This is a genomic window from Halomonas smyrnensis AAD6 (genome assembly GCF_000265245.1).
Lineage (GTDB): Bacteria > Pseudomonadota > Gammaproteobacteria > Pseudomonadales > Halomonadaceae > Halomonas > Halomonas smyrnensis.
In genome coordinates, this window is record NZ_AJKS02000001.1 from 260,995 (window position 1) to 281,627 (window position 20,633).

At 66.6% G+C, this 20,633-nt stretch carries 18 protein-coding genes and 8 tRNA genes; 21 read left to right on the forward strand and 5 right to left on the reverse strand.

Going from position 1 to position 20,633, the window contains the following annotated elements:
- Positions 1-23: 23 nt before the first annotated feature.
- Complete coding sequence (gene ccoN / locus UYS_RS0201155) at positions 24-1,451, reverse strand: cytochrome-c oxidase, cbb3-type subunit I (protein WP_016853656.1); 1,428 nt, start codon at positions 1,449-1,451, stop codon at positions 24-26.
- Between the two features lie 185 nt (positions 1,452-1,636).
- Between ccoN and UYS_RS0201160 the strand changes: the two genes are divergently transcribed.
- The 10 genes from UYS_RS0201160 to UYS_RS0201205 all read left to right on the forward strand — a co-directional run bounded on the left by UYS_RS0201160 (position 1,637) and on the right by UYS_RS0201205 (position 10,165).
- Entirely contained in the window at positions 1,637-2,308 is a 672-nt protein-coding gene (locus tag UYS_RS0201160) for an alpha/beta family hydrolase (RefSeq protein WP_016853657.1), read from the forward strand.
- Between the two features lie 112 nt (positions 2,309-2,420).
- Positions 2,421-2,496, forward strand: a tRNA-Val gene (locus tag UYS_RS0201165).
- Positions 2,497-2,537: 41 nt separating this feature from the next.
- A tRNA-Asp gene (locus UYS_RS0201170) sits at positions 2,538-2,614 on the forward strand.
- A gap of 28 nt (positions 2,615-2,642) precedes the next feature.
- Positions 2,643-2,719, forward strand: a tRNA-Asp gene (locus UYS_RS0201175).
- Between the two features lie 30 nt (positions 2,720-2,749).
- Positions 2,750-2,826: transfer RNA gene (locus tag UYS_RS0201180), tRNA-Val, on the forward strand.
- A 3-nt stretch (positions 2,827-2,829) separates the two neighbouring features.
- Positions 2,830-2,906 (forward strand) — tRNA-Asp (locus tag UYS_RS0201185).
- Between the two features lie 194 nt (positions 2,907-3,100).
- The gene (locus UYS_RS0201190) at positions 3,101-5,113 is read left to right on the forward strand and encodes an NADPH-dependent 2,4-dienoyl-CoA reductase (protein ID WP_026068269.1); all 2,013 of its coding nucleotides are present in this window, start codon (positions 3,101-3,103) and stop codon (positions 5,111-5,113) included.
- Between the two features lie 201 nt (positions 5,114-5,314).
- Entirely contained in the window at positions 5,315-7,237 is a 1,923-nt protein-coding gene (locus tag UYS_RS0201195; protein ID WP_016853659.1) for a PrkA family serine protein kinase, read from the forward strand.
- Between the two features lie 70 nt (positions 7,238-7,307).
- Positions 7,308-8,591, forward strand: a complete 1,284-nt coding sequence (locus tag UYS_RS0201200) for a YeaH/YhbH family protein (RefSeq protein ID WP_016853660.1) — start codon at positions 7,308-7,310, stop codon at positions 8,589-8,591.
- 20 nt (positions 8,592-8,611) lie between these two features.
- Complete coding sequence (locus UYS_RS0201205; protein WP_016853661.1) at positions 8,612-10,165, forward strand: SpoVR family protein; 1,554 nt, start codon at positions 8,612-8,614, stop codon at positions 10,163-10,165.
- 78 nt (positions 10,166-10,243) lie between these two features.
- On the opposite strand, the gene UYS_RS0201210 is transcribed toward UYS_RS0201205, so the two are convergent.
- Complete coding sequence (locus UYS_RS0201210; RefSeq protein WP_016853662.1) at positions 10,244-10,558, reverse strand: high-potential iron-sulfur protein; 315 nt, start codon at positions 10,556-10,558, stop codon at positions 10,244-10,246.
- A gap of 214 nt (positions 10,559-10,772) precedes the next feature.
- On the opposite strand from UYS_RS0201210, the gene UYS_RS0201215 reads away from it, so the two are divergent.
- Both UYS_RS0201215 and UYS_RS0201220 read left to right on the forward strand, forming a co-directional pair.
- Entirely contained in the window at positions 10,773-11,048 is a 276-nt protein-coding gene (locus UYS_RS0201215; protein ID WP_016853663.1) for an Lrp/AsnC family transcriptional regulator, read from the forward strand.
- A gap of 51 nt (positions 11,049-11,099) precedes the next feature.
- Positions 11,100-11,924: a DNA/RNA non-specific endonuclease gene (locus UYS_RS0201220; RefSeq protein WP_016853664.1), complete on the forward strand. Its 825-nt coding sequence runs from the start codon at positions 11,100-11,102 to the stop codon at positions 11,922-11,924.
- A gap of 168 nt (positions 11,925-12,092) precedes the next feature.
- On the opposite strand, the gene UYS_RS0201225 is transcribed toward UYS_RS0201220, so the two are convergent.
- The 3 genes from UYS_RS0201225 to UYS_RS0201235 all read right to left on the reverse strand — a co-directional run bounded on the left by UYS_RS0201225 (position 12,093) and on the right by UYS_RS0201235 (position 12,467).
- Positions 12,093-12,179: transfer RNA gene (locus tag UYS_RS0201225), tRNA-Leu, on the reverse strand.
- A 47-nt stretch (positions 12,180-12,226) separates the two neighbouring features.
- A tRNA-Leu gene (locus UYS_RS0201230) sits at positions 12,227-12,313 on the reverse strand.
- Positions 12,314-12,380: 67 nt separating this feature from the next.
- Positions 12,381-12,467 (reverse strand) — tRNA-Leu (locus tag UYS_RS0201235).
- A 232-nt stretch (positions 12,468-12,699) separates the two neighbouring features.
- Between UYS_RS0201235 and rnr the strand changes: the two genes are divergently transcribed.
- From rnr to UYS_RS0201280, 9 genes are all read left to right on the forward strand, one after another.
- Positions 12,700-15,072, forward strand: coding sequence for a ribonuclease R (rnr, locus tag UYS_RS0201240; RefSeq protein WP_016853665.1), 2,373 nt, complete (start codon positions 12,700-12,702; stop codon positions 15,070-15,072).
- Between the two features lie 37 nt (positions 15,073-15,109).
- Positions 15,110-15,916, forward strand: coding sequence for a 23S rRNA (guanosine(2251)-2'-O)-methyltransferase RlmB (gene rlmB / locus UYS_RS0201245; protein WP_016853666.1), 807 nt, complete (start codon positions 15,110-15,112; stop codon positions 15,914-15,916).
- A gap of 265 nt (positions 15,917-16,181) precedes the next feature.
- A complete protein-coding gene (gene rpsF / locus UYS_RS0201250) occupies positions 16,182-16,556 on the forward strand; it encodes a 30S ribosomal protein S6 (RefSeq protein WP_016853667.1) in 375 nt (124 codons plus the stop codon).
- 31 nt (positions 16,557-16,587) lie between these two features.
- Complete coding sequence (gene rpsR, locus UYS_RS0201255) at positions 16,588-16,815, forward strand: 30S ribosomal protein S18 (protein ID WP_016853668.1); 228 nt, start codon at positions 16,588-16,590, stop codon at positions 16,813-16,815.
- Positions 16,816-16,827: 12 nt separating this feature from the next.
- The gene (locus UYS_RS0201260; protein ID WP_016853669.1) at positions 16,828-17,679 is read left to right on the forward strand and encodes a YybS family protein; all 852 of its coding nucleotides are present in this window, start codon (positions 16,828-16,830) and stop codon (positions 17,677-17,679) included.
- Positions 17,680-17,694: 15 nt separating this feature from the next.
- On the forward strand, positions 17,695-18,141 hold the full coding sequence (gene rplI / locus UYS_RS0201265; RefSeq protein ID WP_016853670.1) for a 50S ribosomal protein L9: 447 nt from the start codon (positions 17,695-17,697) through the stop codon (positions 18,139-18,141).
- A gap of 145 nt (positions 18,142-18,286) precedes the next feature.
- On the forward strand, positions 18,287-19,675 hold the full coding sequence (gene dnaB, locus UYS_RS0201270; RefSeq protein WP_016853671.1) for a replicative DNA helicase: 1,389 nt from the start codon (positions 18,287-18,289) through the stop codon (positions 19,673-19,675).
- 70 nt (positions 19,676-19,745) lie between these two features.
- Entirely contained in the window at positions 19,746-20,039 is a 294-nt protein-coding gene (locus UYS_RS0201275; RefSeq protein WP_026068270.1) for a hypothetical protein, read from the forward strand.
- A gap of 162 nt (positions 20,040-20,201) precedes the next feature.
- On the forward strand, positions 20,202-20,504 hold the full coding sequence (locus tag UYS_RS0201280) for a DUF6482 family protein (protein WP_016853673.1): 303 nt from the start codon (positions 20,202-20,204) through the stop codon (positions 20,502-20,504).
- Positions 20,505-20,633: the final 129 nt, after the last annotated feature.

Consider the following 20,633-nt stretch of genomic DNA (forward strand, 5'->3'; position numbering starts at 1 on the left):
CTGTGTTCTCGTTCCCTGTTGGCTCAGGCCGCGGCCTGGGTCTGCGGCCGCTGCAGACTCTGCTGGCGGCGCACGGTCATGAAGACGTTGAAGGCCATGATCAGCATGCCGACCACCCAGCAAAGCCCGCCCACGGTGCGCACGACGTAGCCGGCGCCGCTGGCCTCGACGGATTCGATGAAGGTGTACATCAGGGTGCCGTCGGGGTTCACCGCGCGCCACATCAGGCCCTGCAGGATGCCGTTGACCCACATGGCGGCGATGTAGAGCACGGTGCCGACGGTGGCCAGCCAGAAGTGCACGGCGATCAGCGACACCGAGTACATCTCGGTGCGCCCGTAGAGCCGCGGGATCAGGTGGTACATGGAGCCGATGGTGATCATCGCCACCCAGCCCAGGGCGCCGGCGTGGACGTGGCCGATGGTCCAGTCGGTGTAGTGGGAGAGGGCGTTGACGGTCTTCACCGCCATCATCGGGCCCTCGAAGGTCGACATGCCGTAGAACGACAGCGCCACCACCAGGAAGCGCAGGGTGGGGTCGGTGCGCAGCTTATGCCAGGCGCCGGAGAGGGTCATCATGCCGTTGATCATGCCGCCCCAGGAGGGCGCCAGCAGGATGATCGACATCACCATGCCCAGCGACTGGGCCCAGTTGGGCAGGGCGGTATAGTGCAGGTGGTGAGGGCCGGCCCACATGTAGACCATGATCAGCGCCCAGAAATGGACGATCGACAGCCGGTAGGAGTAGACCGGACGCTCGGCCTGTTTGGGCACGAAGTAGTACATCATGCCCAGGAAGCCGGCGGTCAGGAAGAAGCCCACCGCGTTGTGGCCGTACCACCACTGGGTCATGGCATCGACGGCGCCGGAATACAGCGAGATCGAGTACATGGCCGAGACCGGCAGCGCCGCGCTGTTGACGATGTGCAGCACCGCCACGGTGAGGATGAAGGCGGCGTAGAACCAGTTGGCCACGTAGATGTGCGAGGTGCGGCGCTGCTTGATGGTGCCGAGGAAGACGATGGCGTAGGCGATCCACACCACCGCGAGCAGGATGTCGATCGGCCATTCCAGTTCGGCGTATTCCTTGACCTCGGTGTAGCCCAGCGGCAGCGTGATGACCGCCGAGACGATCACCGCCTGCCAGCCCCAGAAGGTGAAGGCGGCCAATCGGTCCGAGATCAGCCGCGTCTGGCAGGTTCGCTGCACCACATAGTAGGAGGTGGCGAACAGCGCCGAACCGCCGAAGGCGAAGATCACGGCGTTGGTGTGCAGCGGGCGAAGCCGGCCGAAGCTGGTCCAGGGCAGTCCCAGGTTCAGCTCCGGCCAGACCAGCTGGGCGGCGATCGTGACACCGAGGACCATGCCCACGATGCCCCATACCACGGTCATGATCGCGAACTGTCGCACGACCTTGTAGTTGTAGGTGGGGTGTTCCAGTGCTGTGCTCATGTCGGGTTCCATCGAACGCGGTGGAGGGAGTCGCGCTTGGGCAGCAGTCTAGACCAAGGCTTTTGCCCACATGATGATGACGGTCAAGTCGGGGGCGGTCAGGACGCCCAGTGTGAGGCGCCCGACGGGAAGCGTCTTCTTGTACGTTAGGCGAAAAGATTAAATGTATCCAATAAGTGTATACAATGACTGAAGGCGAAAATATTCTCCATCTCGAGGCGCTGGGGCCGCTGGCGATCCGCGGCGAGGCCCGTATCGGTCGCCTGTTGCTGGCGCACGGGGCCGGCGCCGGGCAGGACGCCGACTTCATGCAGCGCCTCCGGCGAGCGCTGGCCGAGCGCGGGGTGCAGACCCTGGCCTTCGAGTTCGCCTACATGCAGCGCATGCGCGAGGAAGGGCGTCGGCGCCCGCCGCCGCGGGTCGATCGCCTGACCGAGGAGTTCGCCGCCTGGCGCGACGCGGTGCAGCGGCGCGAGCCGGGGCCGCTGTGGCTGGGCGGCAAGTCCATGGGCGGTCGAGTGGCCAGCCTGCTGGCGGCCCGCGCCGCCGCCGACGGCCTGGCGCTCTGCGGCTATCCCTTTCATCCGCCGCGCAAGCCCGAGTCGCTGCGCCTCGAGCACTGGCCGAGCCTGAACTGCCCGACCCTGGTGGTGCAGGGCACCCGCGATCCCTTCGGCACTCGCGAGCAGGTGGCCGGCTATGCGCTGCCGGCCTGCGCCGAACTGCACTGGCTGGAGGACGGCGATCATGACTGGAAGCCGCGCCGTGCCTCCGGGCGCGATCAGGCGGCTTTGATCGAGGAGGGCGCGACGGCCATCGCCGCGGCCATGGAGCGTCGGGCCGTCGGCCATCGGTAGCGGCCAAGTGGATGAATGGCCTGGCGTTATCCGCCGACCGTTCGACACGAAGATGAAAAAAACGCGTTGACAATGAACGCAGTTTCCGTAGAATGCAGCGCCATGTGACCGGGGGTGGTTAGCTCAGCTGGGAGAGCACCAGCCTTACAAGCTGGGGGTCACAGGTTCGATCCCTGTACCACCCACCATCGTCGAAGACGGTGGCCGATTGCATCGCAGAAACGAGTGCGGACCGGTAGTTCAGTTGGTTAGAATGCCGGCCTGTCACGCCGGAGGTCGCGGGTTCGAGTCCCGTCCGGTCCGCCAGCGTTTTCTGTACCGCATCATCACTTGCGGACCGGTAGTTCAGTTGGTTAGAATGCCGGCCTGTCACGCCGGAGGTCGCGGGTTCGAGTCCCGTCCGGTCCGCCACGATGACGCACAATCTAAGCAGTACCGCGTGGGCGATTAGCTCAGTTGGTTAGAGCACCAGCCTCACATGCTGGGGGTCACTGGTTCGAGTCCAGTATCGCCCACCACGCGGACCGGTAGTTCAGTTGGTTAGAATGCCGGCCTGTCACGCCGGAGGTCGCGGGTTCGAGTCCCGTCCGGTCCGCCATCTGCTCAGAATTCCCAAGGCCCCGTGGCTCACGCCACGGGGCTTTTCTGTTGTCTGAAGCCTCGATTTTTCGCCATCAACGCTTCGCCTTTCACCGCTCCTTCCCCTGACAAAGCCGACGCGATTTTTGCGCTGCCCGCGAGTCTGTCATACAGTTGTTTTAATTTCTGTCGACGGTCCGAGGGTGCTCGAGCGTGGCTGACTTTCCGAATCTTTTTCGCCCCATCGCACTGGGCCCGCTGCGCCTTCCCAATCGGGTGGTGATGGGCTCTATGCACACCAACCTGGAAGAAATGCCCGGCGGTTTCGAACGCCTGGCCGCCTTCTATGCCGAGCGCGCCCGGGCGGGCGTGTCGCTGATCGTCGGGGGCGGCATCGCGCCCAATGCCGAGGGGGCGGTCTTCGCCGGCGGCGCGACCCTGGAGCGGCCCGAACAGGTGGCCGAACACCGCCGCCTGGTCGAGGCGGTCCACGCCGAGGGCGGCCATATCTGCCTGCAGATCCTGCACGCCGGCCGCTACGCCTACACGGACGCGCCGGTGGCGCCCTCGGCGATCCGGGCGCCGATCAATCCGCGCGAGCCGCGTGCCCTCGGCGCCGACGAGATCGAACGCACCCTGGACGACTACGTCCGATGCGCCCGGCTGGCTCGGGAGGCCGGCTACGACGGCGTCGAGGTCATGGGCTCCGAGGGCTATCTGATCAATCAGTTCGTGTGCCGCCGCACCAATCACCGCGAGGACGAATGGGGCGGTGGCTTCGCCAACCGCATTCGCTTCCCGGTGGAGGCGGTGCGGCGGATTCGCCGGGCTCTGGGGCCCGAGGCGCTGATCCTGTTCCGGCTGTCGATGATCGACCTGGTGGAGGAGGGCAGCACCCATGACGAGGTGGTCGCCCTGGGGCGCGCGGTGGCCGAGGCCGGCGCCGATGCCATCGACGGCGGCATCGGCTGGCACGAGGCAAGGGTGCCGACCATCGTCACCAGCGTGCCGCGGGCGCTGTTCGCCGAGGTCTCGCGGCGCATGCGCGATGAGTTGCCGGTGCCGCTGATCGCCACCAATCGCATCAACATGCCCGGGGTGGCCGAGCGGCTGCTGGCCGACGGCGTGGCGGACATGGTCTCCATGGCGCGCCCCTTCCTGGCCGACTCGGCCTGGGTGGCCAAGGCCCGCGAGGGGCGGAGCGGCGAGATCAACACCTGCATCGCCTGCAACCAGGCCTGTCTCGACCACACCTTCCAGGGCAAGACGACCTCGTGCCTGGTCAATCCGCGGGCCGGTCACGAGACCGAGCTTGCGATCGCGCCGGCCGGCTCGGTCAGGCGCATCGCCGTGGTGGGCGGCGGTCCCGCCGGGCTCGCCGCGGCGGTCACCGCCGCCGAGCGCGGCCATGCGGTCACGCTGTTCGAGCGCCAGGCCGAGCTGGGCGGGCAGTTCAACCATGCCCGGCGGATTCCCGGCAAGGAGGAGTTCGACGAGACGCTGCGCTATTTCCGCACCATGCTCGACCGGCGTGGCGTGAGCGTGCGGCTCGGCGTCGCGCCCGGGCTCCACGAACTTCGCGACTTCGATGAGGTGGTGCTGGCCACCGGCGTGCGGCCGCGGGCCCTCGCGCTGCCGGGCATCGATCACCCGAAGGTGATGGCCTATCCGCTAGCGATTCAGCAGCCGGAGCGGGTGGGGCCGAGGGTGGCGATCATCGGTGCCGGGGGCATCGGCTTCGACGTGGCGGAACTGCTCACCCATGCCGGCCACCCCGCCCTGGACGCCGAGGCCTGGTGCGCCGAGTGGGGCGTGGACCTCTCGGTGGCCTCGCCGGGCGGGCTGCGGGCGCCGATCAGGCCCTCGGTGCCGCGGCGGGTCACCCTGCTGCAGCGCAAGGCGTCGAAGCCCGGTCGCGGGCTCGGCGCTACCACCGGCTGGGTCCATCGTGCCTCGCTGCGCCACCGCGGCGTCGAGATGCTGGCCGGCTGCGAATACGTCGGCATCGACGACGCCGGCCTGCATGTCCGCGTCGACGGCGAGCCGAGGCTGCTCGAGGTCGACAGCGTCGTGGTATGCGTCGGTCAGGAGTCGGTGCGCGACATGCTCGAACCGCTGCGAGCGGCCGGCGTGTCGGTTCATGTCATCGGCGGCGCCGACGAGGCCGCCGAGCTCGATGCCCGGCGCGCCATCGACCAGGGCGTGCGGCTGGCCGCCACGCTCTAGGGAGGGGAGCAGGCCGCGTTCGTTGAAAATCTGTCCCTCTCGGGATGAACCGCTTCGGGTTCGTGGGCTCATAGGGAGTGCAGCCCTGCGTTGAAGGTTCCGGGCACCATCGTCCGGTCGAGCTGGCTACGCTGAAGCTACCGACCCGGCCAGCAGGGCGAGGACCGCCAAGCCGGAGTCCCGGGCTTTAAGGAGGCATCGATGAGCATCTTCGATCATGTGCAGAACCGCTTCGAACGAACCCTGCAGGAGGAAATGAGCCTGCAGGAGTACCTGGAACTCTGCCGTGAGGATCCCTCGGCCTACGCCAGTGCGGCCGAACGAATGCTGGAAGCCATCGGCGAGCCCGAGGTGATCGACACGGCCAAGGATCCTCGCCTGTCGCGTATCTTCTCCAACAAGGTCATCCGCCGCTATCCGGCGTTCTCCGAGTTCTACGGCATGGAGGAGGCGATCGAGCAGATCGTCGCCTACTTCCGGCATGCCGCCCAGGGGCTCGAGGAGAAGAAGCAGATCCTCTACCTGCTCGGCCCGGTCGGCGGCGGCAAGTCGTCGCTGGCCGAGCGGCTCAAGCTGCTGATGGAGCACGTGCCGTTCTACGCCATCAAGGGCTCGCCGGTGCAGGAATCCCCGCTGGCGCTGTTCTCGCCCGAGCACGACGGCGAGCTGCTCGAGAAGGAATACGGCATCCCGCCGCGCTGCCTGAAGAGCGTGATGTCGCCCTGGGCCGCCAAGCGCCTCAAGGAGGCCGGCGGTGACATCAGCCAGTTCCGGGTGGTGCGGCTCTACCCGTCGCGGCTCAATCAGATCGCCATCGCCAAGACCGAGCCCGGCGACGAGAACAACCAGGACATCTCCTCGCTGGTCGGCAAGGTGGATATCCGCCAGCTCGAGCTCTATTCCCAGGACGATCCCGACGCCTACAGCTTCTCCGGCGGCCTGTGCCGGGCCAACCAGGGCCTGATGGAGTTCGTCGAGATGTTCAAGGCGCCGATCAAGGTGCTGCATCCGCTGCTGACCGCCACCCAGGAGGGCAACTACAACCCCACCGAGGGCATGGGCGCGATCCCGTTCGACGGCATCGTGCTGGCGCACTCCAACGAGAGCGAGTGGCAGGCCTTCCGCAACAACCGCAACAACGAGGCCTTCCTCGACCGGGTCTACATCGTCAAGGTGCCCTACTGCCTGCGGGTGACCGAAGAGATCAACATCTACAAGAAGCTGCTCGAGCACTCCTCGCTCAACGAGGCACCCTGCGCGCCGGACACCCTGCGCATGCTGGCCCAGTTCTCGGTGCTCTCGCGGCTCAAGGAGCCGGAGAACTCCAGCGTCTATTCCAAGATGCGGGTCTACGACGGCGAGAACCTCAAGGACACCGATCCCAAGGCCAAGTCGATCCAGGAGTACCGCGACGCGGCCGGGGTCGACGAGGGCATGGACGGGCTCTCCACGCGCTTCGCCTTCAAGATCCTGTCCAAGGTGTTCAACTTCGACAACCACGAGGTGGCGGCCAACCCGGTGCATCTGCTCTACGTGCTCGAGCAGCGCCTCGAGCAGGAGCAGCTGCCCAAGGAGACCTTCGAGCGCTACCTGCGCTTCATCAAGGAGTTCCTGGCGCCGCGCTACGTGGACTTCATCGGCAAGGAGATCCAGACCGCCTATCTCGAGTCCTACTCCGAGTACGGTCAGAACATCTTCGACCGCTACGTCACCTACGCCGACTTCTGGATCCAGGATCAGGAGTATCGCGACCCGGAGACCGGCGAGCTGTTCGACCGTCAGTCCCTCAACGAGGAGCTGGAGAAGATCGAGAAGCCGGCGGGCATCTCCAATCCCAAGGACTTCCGTCACGAGGTGGTCAACTTCGTGCTGCGGGCCCGGGCCCAGAACAACGGCATGAACCCGAGCTGGCAGTCCTACGAGAAGCTGCGTGGGGTGATCGAGCACAAGATGTTCGCCAACACCGAGGAGCTGCTGCCGGTGATCTCCTTCAACGCCAAGGCGTCCACCGCGGACCAGAAGAAGCACGAGGATTTCGTGGCCCGCATGGTCGACCGCGGCTACACCGAGAAGCAGGTGCGCCTGCTCTCCGAGTGGTATCTGCGGGTGCGCAAGTCGCAGTAGCCGTCGAGGTCCGCGCGGGGCGCCGAGGGAGGGCGCCCCGGGTGGACGCAGGGCAGCCCAGGAGGTCCGCATGACCTACTTCATCGACCGTCGTGCCAATGCCAGGCACAAGAGTGCGGTCAATCGCCAGCGTTTCCTCGATCGCTATCGCACCCATATCAAACGGTCCGTCGAGGAAGCGGTCAACCGCCGCTCCATCACCGACATGGAGCGCGGCGAGAAGGTGTCGATTCCCGCCCGCGACATCTCCGAGCCGGTGTTCCAGCACGGGCCCGGCGGCCAGCGCTCGATCATCGCCCCCGGCAACAAGGAGTTCGTCGAGGGCGACCGCCTGCGGCGTCCCGGCGGGGGAGGCGGCGGCGGGTCCGGCGAGGGCAGCGCCTCCAACCAGGGCGAGGGCATGGACGAGTTCGCCTTCACCCTGTCCCGCGAGGAGTTCCTGGACTTCGTCTTCGATGGCCTGGAGCTGCCGCACCTGGAGCGCAAGAACCTGGTGGACCTCGACGAGGTGCGCCCGGTGCGGGCCGGCTTCACCCGCGACGGGGTGCCGGCGAGGATCAACATCGTGCGCTCGATGCGCGAGGCCCATGCCCGGCGCATCGCCATGCGCGGGCCGATTCGTCGGGCCCTACGCGAGGCACAGGAGGCGCTGGAGGCCGAGGAGCGCAAGGATCAGGTGCTGCGCAATCCGGCGCGGATCGCCGAGCTCAAGGCCGAGATCGAGCGGCTCGAGAAGCGCCTCGAGTCGGTGCCCTTCATCGATACCTACGACCTGCGCTACAACAACCTGGTCAACCAGCCACAGCCGTCGAGCAAGGCGGTGATGTTCTGCGTGATGGACGTCTCCGGCTCCATGACCCAGGCCCACAAGGACATCGCCAAGCGCTTCTTCCTGCTGCTCTACCTGTTCCTGGAGCGCAACTACGAGAAGGTCGAGCTGGTCTTCGTGCGTCACCACACCGCCGCCAAGGAGGTCGACGAGGAGGAGTTCTTCTACTCCCGCGAGACCGGCGGCACCATCGTCTCCAGCGCCCTGACCCTGGTCGACGAGATCATCACCGACCGCTATCCGCCGACCCAGTGGAACCTCTACGTGGCCCAGGCCTCGGACGGCGACAACTGGGACGACGACTCCCTGACCTGTCGCGACCAGCTGGCCAACGGCCTGATGCCGCGACTGCAGTACTTCACCTACGTGGAGATCACGCCCCACGCGCATCAGGCGCTGTGGGAGGAGTACGAGAAGGTCGAGGCCGAGTATCCCGAGCGCTTCGCCATGCGTCAGATCGTCGAGGCCGGCGACATCTACCCGGTGTTTCGCGACCTGTTCCGGCGGCGCACGGTCCAGTCCTGAGGCCAGGCCAAGGAGGCAGCATGACCGAACGCAAGCCCATCGCCAGTGGCTCCGACTGGAACTTCGAGGTCCTGGAGCGGTTCGAGACGGAGATCGCCCGGCTGGCCGACGAGTATCGGCTGGATACCTATCCCAACCAGATCGAGATCATCACCACCGAGCAGATGATGGACGCCTACGCCAGCGTGGGCATGCCGGTAGGCTATCATCACTGGTCCTTCGGCAAGCAGTTCCTGGCCGTGGAACAGGCCTATCGGCGCGGCCAGATGGGGCTGGCCTACGAGCTGGTCATCAACTCCGATCCCTGCATCGCCTACCTGATGGAGGAGAACACCCTGATGATGCAGGTGCTGGTGATGGCCCACGCCTGCTATGGCCACAACTCCTTCTTCAAGGGCAACTACCTGTTCCGCACCTGGACCGATGCCAGCTCCATCGTCGACTACCTGCTGTTCGCCCGGCGCTACCTGGCCGAGTGCGAGGAGCGCCACGGGGTGACCGCGGTCGAACAGCTGCTCGATGCCTGTCACGCGCTGCAGAACTACGGGGTCGACCGCTACAAGCGTCCCTCGCCGATCTCCGCCGAGGAGGAGGCGCGTCGCCAGCAGGAGCGCTCCGCCTATCTCCAGGCCCAGGTCAATACCCTGTGGAGCACCATTCCCGGGCGTCCGCCCGAGGAGGGGCATCAGGACGTCGGCGACGAGGAGGACCCCCTCGGCCTGCACGCCGGCGGCCGCTATCCCCCCGAGCCCCAGGAGAACCTGCTCTACTTCATCGAGAAGAACGCGCCGCTGCTGGCACCCTGGCAGCGCGAGGTGGTCCGCATCGTGCGCAAGCTGGCGCAGTACTTCTATCCCCAGCGCCAGACCCAGGTGATGAACGAGGGCTGGGCGACCTTCTGGCACTATACCCTGATGAACCGCCTGTATGACGACGGCCTGGTGGACGAGGGGCTGATCCTGGAGTTCCTGCAGTCGCACACCTCGGTGGTCTATCAGCCGGCCTTCGACAGCCCCCACTACAGCGGCATCAATCCCTACGCCCTGGGCTTCGCCATGTTCACCGACCTGCGGCGGATCTGCGAGCATCCCACCGACGAGGATCGGCGCTGGTTCCCGGATATCGCCGGCAGCGACTGGCTCGAGACGCTGCACTTCGCCATGCGCAACTTCAAGGACGAGTCCTTCATCCAGCAGTACCTGTCGCCCAAGGTGATTCGCGACCTGAAGCTGTTCATGGTGCTCGACGACGATCGCGACGAGATGCTCGAGGTGGCCGCCATCCACGACGATCGCGGCTATCAGCGCATTCGCGACGGCCTGGCCGTGCAGTATGCACTGTCGGTGCGCGAGCCCAACATCCAGGTCTGGTCGGCGGACATCCGCGGCGACCGCTCGCTGACCCTGCGTCACGTCCAGGACAGCCGTCGCCCGCTGGCGCGCAGCGTCTACCCGGTGATGCGTCACCTGCACCAGCTGTGGGGCTTCCCGGTGAGGCTCGAGTCGATGGAGGACGACGAGGTCGTGCGTCGCTATCACTGGCCGCTGCCGGAGGACGAGCAGAAGGAGGCGTAAGCGGCCTCCCGAAAGGACGCGGCCCGCACCGGGGAGGTGCGGGCCGCCTGCGTTGGGAAGGCCGGTTCCCGGCCCGGATCAGGCCTTGGCGGTCCAAGACTGGCACCAGCCTTCGGGGGCCACGCTGTTCTGCGGGAACAGCTGGCAGCCCCGGGAGTCGGCCTGGTAGAACATGCAGTTGGCGCAGGTCTCGCCCTCGGCATAGGCCGGATGGTCGCTGGCCTCGGCGGCGGTCTCGACGTAGTTCAGCGCCTTGGCCTGATCGCTCTCGGGGTCCAGGGGCGACAGGTCCTGGGCGAAGCTGCGCGTCGACAGCACGCCGATGCCCAGCGGCAGGGCGGCGAGGCCCAGCAGGCTGTGGCGCATGAAATCACGACGGCTAGGGTTGGCCATGATGGCTCCTCCTGAGGGTCACGGTTGAGGTCGCGCGGCGGCCGGTGGTCCGGCTCTTGGCGTCTCGACCCCGCCCCGGTGCGCGGGCATCCGGCGAGGGTCGGTCTCCTCAGCGTAGCCGAGCCCGGCGGGCGCGACGAGCGGTCGGGCCCCCGTCGGCCGAGGACGCTGTTATACTCGCCGCCGTGAACCGCTTTTCGAGGGAGATTGCTCCATGCAGAATGCCGTCATCCTGATCAACACCGAGAAGGGCCAGGTCAAGTCCGTGGCCGAGCGTCTGGCCGAGGTGGAGGGCATCAGCGAGGTGTTCTCCACCTGCGGACGCTACGACCTGGTCGCCATCGCCCGGACCCGTGACTTCGAGGGCCTGGCGGAGCTGGTGACCGGGCGTCTCAACGACGTCGAGGGCATCCGCGAGACCGAGACCCTCAACGCGCTGCAGGTGCATTCGCGCCACGACCTCGAGACCATGTTCGCGCTGGGCTGGTAAGGCCCGCCGGTGCTGCAACGTCTCTTTTGCCTGCCGTCATGGCGCGGTTCGTTGCGCCGCCTGGGCATCGCCGCGCTGTTCGCGGCGGTGGGCAGCGGGCTCTGGTACATGGAAGAGCGCGAGGTGCGCGAGCGCCTCAGCTGGATGGGCGTGCCGACCTGGGAGCGGCTGACGCCGCTTAGCCTGCATCGGGTGCTGCGCAACGACGGCTTCCTGGTGGGCTGGTCGGACGTGCGCGTCAGTCCGCTGTGGGCCAGCTACGTGCTGAGTGACGATCGCGCGGCCGATGTCGGTGACCGGCCGGGCTTTCGTCGCGACTGGCGCACCCTGTGGCCGGTCACGCCGGACAGCTATTTGCGCAGCGGCTACGATCGCGGCCATCTGGCACCCAACTATGCCATCGCACGGGTGCATGGGCCCGCCGCCCAGTACGACACCTTCCTGATGAGCAACATGGTGCCCCAGCGGCCGGACCTGAATCGTCGGCTCTGGCAGCGCCTGGAGGAAGTGGTGATCGATCGCTTCGTGCCGCGCCACGGCACCCTGCAGGTGATCGACGGGCCGGTCTTCGACGCGGATGTCACCCGGGGCATGCTGCGCCGGGTCGGCCTGGTGGAAGTACCCGAGGCGTTCTACAAGATCCTGGTGGTGCCGGGCGAGCGGCCCATGGCGCTGGCCTTCGTGATGCCGCAGAACGTGCGCGGCGACGAGCCGCTGGATCGCTTCGTGGTCAGCATCGATCACATCGAGGCGCTGACCGGGCTGGATTTCTTCCCGAATCTGCCGGAGGCGGTGGAGCGCGCGCTGGAAGGGCGGGCGAATCCCCGGGGCTGGGGGCTCGAGGCGGTGGCCGATCTGCCGGGGCGCTTCGACTGAGTCGAGGTGGATTGATTCGGCGAAGGTTTGTCTGACGGCTGAACCGGACGTACAGACGCAAAAAAACCGCAACGTATGCGGCCGGAGATATGAAACGATATAGCGATGTGGGGTTGCTCTTTTACGAGGGTATTGCCTCGAGGCTTTGCTCTGTCTGCACAACGCGAATGGTGCCCAGGAGAGGACTTGAACCTCCACGTCCGTAAGGACACTAGCACCTGAAGCTAGCGCGTCTACCAATTCCGCCACCTGGGCGCGTCATGCATATTCGTCGTGTTCCGAGCCATCGCTTGAGCGATGAATGGTGCCCAGGAGAGGACTTGAACCTCCACGTCCGTAAGGACACTAGCACCTGAAGCTAGCGCGTCTACCAATTCCGCCACCTGGGCGAAACACGAGCGAATCGAGCTTTTAAAGAGCGTGATACCTGACGATGCTGCTGACAGTGTATCGAATTGGTGCCCAGAAGAGGACTTGAACCTCCACGTCCGTAAGGACACTAGCACCTGAAGCTAGCGCGTCTACCAATTCCGCCATCTGGGCAAGTGGCGCGTATATTACCGTATATTTTGGCTGATGCAACCCCTTGCGGGTCGGCGAGCGGCTTTTTTTGCGTATCCACCCGCCTGATAGGTCGTCGCATGGTTGGGTGCGACCCTTGGCGACGCTATACTGCGGCCATGACAAGAGACCCTTATTGCATCACTGCATGCCCGCGGCGCGTGAGCGCCACTCTCCTTCCGTCGTCCCCGACCCTGCCAAGGATGCTCTCCGCATGAATCACTGGACGCTCAGCGACGATCTGCACGCCAGCCGCGAGGCCCACAAGTACGACAAGCCGGCGCCCAGCCGCGAATACCTGCTGGCGCGGCTCGAGGAATACGGCAAGCCGATCACCCATGAGGCCATGAGCGAGATGCTGGGCCTCGAGGACGAGGATCTGCAGGAGGCCGTGCGCCGCCGCCTGTCGGCCATGGAGCGCGACGGCCAGGTGCTACGCAATCGTCGTGGCGCCTATGCGCTGATCGACAAGCTCGACCTGATCAAGGGCCGGGTGCTCGGCCACCGCGACGGCATCGGCTTCCTGCTGCGCGACGACGGCAAGAAGCCCGACCTGGTGCTGCCGCCGCGCCAGATGCGCCGCGTGTTCCATAACGACCACGTGCTGGTGCGCATCAGCGGCCGCGACCGCCGCGGCCGCGACGAGGCCACCATCGTCGAGGTGCTGGCGCGCAATACCCAGAACATCGTCGGCGTCTATCGCGAGAACACCCCCGAGTTCGGCGTGCTGATTCCCGAGAATCCGCGCATTGCCCAGGAAATCATCATTCCGCATAACGCCAACGGCGGGGCCCGCGACGGCCAGGTGATCTCGGCCGACATCGTCAAGCAGCCGGCCACCCGCGTGCAGCCGGTGGGCCATGTCACCGAGGTGATGGGCGAGCGGATGGATCCGGGGATGGAGATCGACATCGCCATCCGCAGCTACGAGATCCCGTCCGAGTTTCCGCCGGAGGTGCAGGATCAGATCGCCGGCATGTCCGCCGAGGTCGCCGAGGAAGACAAGGCACACCGCGTCGACCTGCGCCATCTGCCGCTGGTGACCATCGACGACGAGTCCGCCCGCGACTTCGACGACGCCGTCTGCGCCTGGCAGACCAAGTCCGGCAGCTGGAAGCTGCTGGTGGCCATCGCCGACGTCTCCCACTACGTGCGTCCGGGCAGCCCGCTGGATCAGGAGGCGATCAGCCGCGGCAACTCGGTGTACTTCCCGGGCCAGGTCGTGCCGATGCTGCCGGAGCTGTTGTCCAACGGCCTGTGCTCGCTGAACCCGGACGTCGACCGCCTGGCGATGGTCTGCGAGATGAACATCTCCCAGAAGGGCGCCATCAGCCGCTATCGCTTCTATGAGGCGGTGTTCCGCTCCCACGCGCGCCTGACCTACAACAAGGTCGCCTCGATCCTCGACGAGGACGACGAACAGGGCGATGCGCTGCGTGAACAGTACAGCGAGCTGGTCAAGCCGCTGAACGACCTGAACTCCCTCTACAAGGTGCTGCGCGGTGCCCGCGACGAGCGTGGCGCCATCGACTTCGAGACCACCGAGACGGCGATCGTCTTCAACGACGAGCGCAAGATCGAGAAGATCGTGCCGCGCTCGCGCAACGATGCCCACAAGATCATCGAGGAGTGCATGCTGGCGGCCAACGTCGCCACCGCCCGCTTCCTCGACAAGCACGACCTGCCGGCGCTGTACCGCATCCACGAGCGGCCCTCGCCGGAGCGCCTCGACAAGCTGCGGCTGTTCCTCAACGAGCTGGGCCTGACGCTGCCCGGCGGCGACGAGCCGACGCCGCAGGACTACCAGGCCCTGGCCGAGACCATCCGCGGCCGCGAGGACGCCGACATCATCCAGACGGTGATGCTGCGCTCCATGAGTCAGGCGGTCTACTCGCCGCAGAACGAGGGCCACTTCGGCCTGGCCTATCCGGCCTACGCCCACTTCACCTCGCCGATCCGTCGCTACCCCGACCTGATCGTGCACCGGGCGATCCGCTCGGTGATCCGCGGGCCGCGCCAGACCGCGACCGTGCTGCGCGAGGAGGGCGCGCCGGTGGAGCCGCCGAGCAAGTGGTGCCCCTACACCTTCGAGCAGATGCTCGAGCTGGGCGAGCACTGCTCGATGACCGAGCGCCGCGCCGACGACGCCACCCGCGACGTCGAGAGCTGGCTGAAGTGCGAGTTCATGTCCGACAAGCTCGGCGAGACCTACAGCGGCACCATCGCCTCGGTGACCCAGTTCGGCATCTTCGTGCGTCTCGACGAGTTCTTCGTCGAGGGCCTGGTGCACGTCACCTCGCTGCCCTCCGACTACTACCACTACGAAGCCGAGAAGCATCGCCTCAAGGGCGAGCGCAGCGGCATGAGCTATCGCCTCGGCGACGGCGTCTCGGTGCAGGTGGCACGGGTCGACCTGGACGATCGCAAGATCGACTTCGAGCTGGCCGACGACCAGCCCAAGCCGCAGCGCAAGGCGCGCAAGCCGCGTGGCCAGCAGGGCAAGGGCGGCGGTCAGGGCCAGTCCGCGGGCGACGGCGAGAAGAGCGGCGGCAACAAGCGTCGCCGCCGCGGCCCGCGTCGTCGCTGAGGCCGATGCCCGGATGTCGAGAAAAACCGAGATGTCGATGAAAGCGAAGAAGAAGCCCGCGCCGCGGCGCGGGCCCAAGATGCCGAACGGCCTGGATGCCGTCTACGGCGTGCATGCGGTGCGGGCGCTGCTCGATCGGGGCGAAGCCCCGCGCGAGCTGTGGCTGCAGGAAGGGGAGGCCGGCGGCCGTCTCGCTGAGCTGGTCGATCAGGCCCGGGCGCGCGGCGCTCGGGTCAGTGCCCATCCCCGCGACGACCTGGACCGCCTCGCCCAGGGCGCCGCCCATCAGGGCATCGTGGCCTTCTGTCCGCCGCTGGCCTTCGAGGCCGAGGCCGCGCTGTGGCATCGGCTCCAGGGCTGGTCGAACGCCGAGGCGCCGCTGCTGCTGGTGCTCGACGGCGTCACCGACGTGCACAACTTCGGCGCCTGCCTGCGCAGCGCCGACGCCGCCGGCGCCCACGGCGTGGTGGTGCCCAAGGACAAGTCGGCGCCGCTCAACGCCACGGTGCGCAAGGTGGCCTGCGGCGCCGCCGAGAGCGTGCCGGTCTACCAGGTCACCAATCTGGCCCGGGCGCTCGGGAAGCTCAAGGAGCTCGGCGTGTGGGTCACCGGTACCGCCGGCGAGGCCGAGGCGAGCCTGTTCGAGGCCGATCTGGCCGGGCCCACGGCGCTGGTGATGGGGGCCGAGGGCAAGGGCATGCGCCGGCTGACCCGCGAGGCCTGCGACCAGCTGGTCAAGCTGCCCATGGCCGGCAGCGTCTCGAGCCTCAACGTCTCGGTGGCCACCGGCATCGGCCTGTTCGAGGCGGTCCGGCAGCGGGGCGGAGACACTTCGCCAGAGTGAGCGGCGCCGGGGCCAGGCCGACGCGGGGGTTTTTGCCAGGGAAGGCAAAAGTAGCGTACAGGGATGTATTCACAGCGCCCCGCAGAGGCCTGTCGCCGGAGACGCTGCGATCGATGGCTTTGCGCTTGCGCGCCTGGCGCGCACTCTTTAGAATACTGGCGCCCGTTCGTCCGACGAACGGGCATCGTGTATTTCGATAATCACCTCCTTGCTTCCCCTGGGGCCTCACGCCTCTCTGGAAGCTGTCAAACCGCAAGGAGAACCCATGCGTCATTACGAAGTCGTGTTCATGGTCCACCCGGACCAGAGCGAGCAGGTTCCGGCGATGGTCGAGCGCTACACCAGCATCGTCACCGAGAACGGCGGTACCGTGCATCGCCTCGAAGATTGGGGTCGCCGTCACCTGGCCTACCCGATCAACAAGATCCACAAGGCTCACTACGTGCTGATGAACGTCGAGTGCCGCGGCGAGACTCTCGAGGAAATCGAGAACATCTTCCGCTTCAACGACGCCATCATCCGCAGCCTGGTCGTGCGCTGCAAGGAAGCCGTCACCGAGGCTTCCCCGATGATGAAGCCGGCGGAAGAGAAGCGCGCCCGTCGTGACGAGAAGCCGTCACGTCCCGCCCAGTCCGCCTAAGCCACACATCGCACGCTAAGGAGTCTTTCCCATGGCACGCTTTTTCCGTCGCCGCAAGTTCTGCCGTTTCACCGCTGAAGGCGTGAAGCAGATCGATTACAAGGATCTGGACACCCTCAAGGCCTACATCACCGAGACCGGCAAGATCGTTCCCAGCCGCATCACCGGGACCAAGGCCCGTTACCAGCGTCAGCTGTCCACCGCCATCAAGCGGGCTCGCTACCTGGCGCTGCTGCCCTACACCGATAGCCACCAGTAAGACGCAAGCGTGATGCTGCCCGTCGCCCGCTGGATGATGCGCGGTACGCCCCAGGCAGTCGCCGGGGCGGCCGCGGCCACGCTGGTCCCCTGGCTGTTCTGGCTGGGCGCGGCGATCGCCGGACTGGTCACGCTGCGCCGCGGCCTGGCGCCGGCCATGCCGGTGATCATCGCCGCCGCCTTGCCGGCGGGCTGGTGGTGGACCCGGGGCGACGTCATCCCGCTGGCCTGCACCCTGCTGGTCACGCTGATGGCGGTGGTGCTGCGCTCGCGCATGCGCTGGAGCGAAACGCTGGTGGTCGGCGCCCTCGCCGGGGCGGCGATGATCCAGCTGGGCATCTTCCTGCCGCCGGGCGGCACGGGGCCCCTGCTGGAGCAGCTGCGCCAGGGCTCGCCGGAGTTCGCCTCGATGCTCGACGAGCTCTCGCGCCAGGGGCTCGAGACCGAACGGCTCGCCGAGATGCTGATCGGTGGCGTCACCGGGCTCATCGTGCTGCTGGCCTCGGTGGCCTGCCTGGCCCTGGCCAGGAACTGGCAGGCGGGGCTCTACAACCCCGGCGGCTTCCGCGAGGAGTTCCACGCCCTGCGCCTGGCTCCCCGCGAACTGCTGGTGCTGATGGCGTTTCTCGTCATCGGCACGCTGCTGGTGCTGCCCGGCCTCGGCCTGATGCTCTGGGTGCCACTGCTGGTGGCCGGCATCGCGCTGGTGCATGGTGTTATCGGATTGAAGGGAATGAACGGGCTGTGGCTGGTCGCCTTCTATGTGTTGCTGATCACCACCTGGCCCATGATTCTCATCGTGCTGCTTGCGGCCCTTATCGACGCGTTCGTGGATATTCGCGGACGACTCGGCCGCAGCGACTGACAAGAGGTTTACGAGATGGAAGTCATTCTGCTCGACAAGATTGGCAAGCTGGGCGGTCTGGGTGACCAGGTCACCGTCAAGCCCGGTTATGGCCGCAACTACCTGGTGCCCTACGGCCTCGCCGTGCCGGCCACCAAGGACAACATCGAGGCCTTCGAGGCCCAGCGTGCCGAGCTCGAGGCTCAGGCCGCCGAGCGCAAGGCCGAAGCCGAAGCCCGCGCCGAACAGCTCAACGACATCGAGCTGTCTCTGGTCGCCAAGGCCGGCGATGAAGGCAAGCTGTTCGGTTCCATCGGTCCGCGCGACCTGGCCGACGCCATCACCTCCGCTGGCTTCGAGGTAGAGAAGAGCGAAGTCCGCATGCCGGAAGGTCCGATCCGTCAGACCGGCGAATACGACATCGCGCTGCACCTGCACGCCGAAGTCGACGCCACCGTGCGCGTGGTGGTCGTGGCCGAATAAGCCCGACTCCCCCGCGGACGCCAGGGGCGCGAGGAGAAATCCTCGCGCCCTTTTTTGCTTGCCTGCGGCACGTCACTCCGCCTGCTGCGTCAGGCGTCCTTCGAGGTAGAATGTGTCGGCCCATGTTGCGGAGGTGCCTGCCCCAATGAACGAATCCCTCGAGCTCGATCAGGAAACCGCGGCGCTGAAGGTGCCGCCCCACTCGCTGGAGGCCGAACAGTCGGTGCTCGGCGGGCTGATGCTCGACAACCAGGCCTGGGACAGCGTGGCCGACCGGCTGGTGGCCAACGACTTCTATCGCTACGAGCATCGCCTGATCTTCAACGTCATGGCGACGCTGGCCGAGGAGGCGCGCCCGCTGGACGTGGTGACCCTGTCCGAGGCGCTGGAGGGGCGCGATCAGCTCGAGACCGTGGGCGGACTGGCCACGCTGGCGGAGCTGGCGCGCAACACGCCGTCGGCCAGCAACATCCGCGCCTACGCCGATATCGTTCGCGAACGGGCCACCCTGCGCAAGCTGATCCACGCCGCCAATCAGGTCGCCGAGAGCGCCTTCGCACCCCAGGGGCGGCCCGCCGACGAGCTGGTCAACGAGGCCGAGCGGCTGGTGTTCCAGATCAGCGAGGAGCGGCCCAAGGAGGGCGGCCCCGTCGGCATGAGCGACCTGCTGGCCAAGGCGGTGGATCGCATCGACGAGATGTTCAACATGCAGGGCGAGATGACCGGCCTGTCGACCGGCTTCCGCGACCTGGACGACATGACCTCCGGCCTGCAGCCCTCGGACCTGGTGATCGTCGCCGGGCGCCCCTCCATGGGCAAGACCACCTTCGCCATGAACCTGGTCGAGCACGCGGTGATCTCGAGCGACAAGCCGGTGGTGGTGTTCTCCATGGAGATGCCCGGCGAGTCGATCATGCTGCGCATGCTCTCGTCGCTGGGGCGCATCGACCAGACCCGGGTGCGCACCGGCCAGCTCGAGGACGAGGACTGGCCGCGGCTGACCTCGGCGGTCAACCTGCTGAAGGACAAGCAGCTGTTCATCGACGACACCGCGGCGCTGTCGCCCAACGAGATGCGCTCGCGGGTGCGCCGGATCGTGCGCGAACACGGCAACCTGGCGCTGATCATGATCGACTATCTTCAGCTGATGCAGGTGCCGGGCTTCTCCGAGAACCGTACCGGCGAGATCTCGGAGATCTCGCGCTCGCTCAAGGGCCTGGCCAAGGAATTCGGCTGCCCGGTGGTGGCGCTGTCGCAGCTCAACCGCTCGCTGGAGCAGCGCCCCAACAAGCGCCCGGTGATGTCGGACCTGCGCGAGTCCGGCGCCATCGAGCAGGACGCCGACCTGATCGGCTTCGTCTACCGTGACGAGGTCTACAATCCGGATAACCCCGACAACCAGGGGCTGGCCGAATTCATCATCGGCAAGCAGCGTAACGGGCCGATCGGCACGGTGCACATGGCCTTCATCGGCAAGTACACCCGCTTCGAGGACCTGGCGCCCGACAGCTACGGCGACACCTTCGGCGAGTGACCCCTTGAGCGGGGCGTCCGGCGCCGTATAATCCCCACCCCTCGAACAGCAGACACACTGGAGAAGCACCATGGCAGGCGGATTTCAGCGCGGTAATCGGCGTCGTACCCCGAAACTCGAGGCGCGCGGCGAATTGCAGTCCGTGGAACGCGAAGGGCCGTTCAAGGAATGGCTGGGCATGCCGGATCTCTACCGCTATCAGCTGGTGGTGGACGGCGAGGACTACAGCTACCAGACCGAGGACTCGGAGCTGCCGGTGGCGGTCGGCGACCGGGTGGTGTTCCGCTACAAGGAGACCAAGGCCGGCAAGTGGGTCGACCGCAACTCCCTGGGCAAGGCGATCGATCCCTCCGACTACCAGTAACGTCGCCGGACGGCGGGGCGCTCCTCGCCGGGCGGTCCTCGCCGGGCGGAACCCTCGGTGCCCTCCACCGGTCTCAGGGCGAGTCGACAACGTCATCATCATGTCATCCGACCGCATGAGACTGTGTCAGCATTCACCCTGAAAGATCCCGATGGAGGGACCATGGACTTCAACGACCTCAAGGCCTTCGTGGCCCATCACGACAACTTCGAGATTCGCGTGATCAGTCATGCCGGCAGCCGCGTCTATCAGGTCGAGCTGGAAGACATCGAGGGCCAGCGCCATCTGCTGACCCAGCGCGGCAAGCCGATGCTGTTCCGCGCCCTCGACGACGTCTACCTCGAGCTCAAGCGCGCCGGCATCCACCGCGCCTACCTGGTGCAGTACGTGGCGCACGACGAGATGATCGGTCGCGACGCGCACTACCACGACGCGCTCAGCTCGCGTATGCCGCTGGTGTTCTAAGGCGCGCGTCGCTTCTCTCCTCGACCTTCCACTCACCGACTTCTTCTCGGCTTCAGGCCGCCCACCGACTTGCCACCGCGCGCCCCAGCGCGATTCCTCTTCCTCCAGGTGGCATGTTCTCCGCGCTTC

What these genes read in the sequence shown, in the direction of transcription:
- ccoN (WP_016853656.1), bottom strand. Translation starts at nt 1,451, where the DNA reads ATGAGCACAGCACTGGAACACCCCACCTACAACTACAAGGTCGTGCGA.
- UYS_RS0201160 (WP_016853657.1), top strand. Translation starts at nt 1,637, where the DNA reads ATGACTGAAGGCGAAAATATTCTCCATCTCGAGGCGCTGGGGCCGCTG.
- UYS_RS0201195 (WP_016853659.1), top strand. Translation starts at nt 5,315, where the DNA reads ATGAGCATCTTCGATCATGTGCAGAACCGCTTCGAACGAACCCTGCAG.
- UYS_RS0201200 (WP_016853660.1), top strand. Translation starts at nt 7,308, where the DNA reads ATGACCTACTTCATCGACCGTCGTGCCAATGCCAGGCACAAGAGTGCG.
- UYS_RS0201205 (WP_016853661.1), top strand. Translation starts at nt 8,612, where the DNA reads ATGACCGAACGCAAGCCCATCGCCAGTGGCTCCGACTGGAACTTCGAG.
- UYS_RS0201210 (WP_016853662.1), bottom strand. Translation starts at nt 10,558, where the DNA reads ATGGCCAACCCTAGCCGTCGTGATTTCATGCGCCACAGCCTGCTGGGC.
- UYS_RS0201215 (WP_016853663.1), top strand. Translation starts at nt 10,773, where the DNA reads ATGCAGAATGCCGTCATCCTGATCAACACCGAGAAGGGCCAGGTCAAG.
- rnr (WP_016853665.1), top strand. Translation starts at nt 12,700, where the DNA reads ATGAATCACTGGACGCTCAGCGACGATCTGCACGCCAGCCGCGAGGCC.
- rlmB (WP_016853666.1), top strand. Translation starts at nt 15,110, where the DNA reads ATGAAAGCGAAGAAGAAGCCCGCGCCGCGGCGCGGGCCCAAGATGCCG.
- rpsF (WP_016853667.1), top strand. Translation starts at nt 16,182, where the DNA reads ATGCGTCATTACGAAGTCGTGTTCATGGTCCACCCGGACCAGAGCGAG.
- rpsR (WP_016853668.1), top strand. Translation starts at nt 16,588, where the DNA reads ATGGCACGCTTTTTCCGTCGCCGCAAGTTCTGCCGTTTCACCGCTGAA.
- UYS_RS0201260 (WP_016853669.1), top strand. Translation starts at nt 16,828, where the DNA reads ATGCTGCCCGTCGCCCGCTGGATGATGCGCGGTACGCCCCAGGCAGTC.
- rplI (WP_016853670.1), top strand. Translation starts at nt 17,695, where the DNA reads ATGGAAGTCATTCTGCTCGACAAGATTGGCAAGCTGGGCGGTCTGGGT.
- dnaB (WP_016853671.1), top strand. Translation starts at nt 18,287, where the DNA reads ATGAACGAATCCCTCGAGCTCGATCAGGAAACCGCGGCGCTGAAGGTG.
- UYS_RS0201275 (WP_026068270.1), top strand. Translation starts at nt 19,746, where the DNA reads ATGGCAGGCGGATTTCAGCGCGGTAATCGGCGTCGTACCCCGAAACTC.
- UYS_RS0201280 (WP_016853673.1), top strand. Translation starts at nt 20,202, where the DNA reads ATGGACTTCAACGACCTCAAGGCCTTCGTGGCCCATCACGACAACTTC.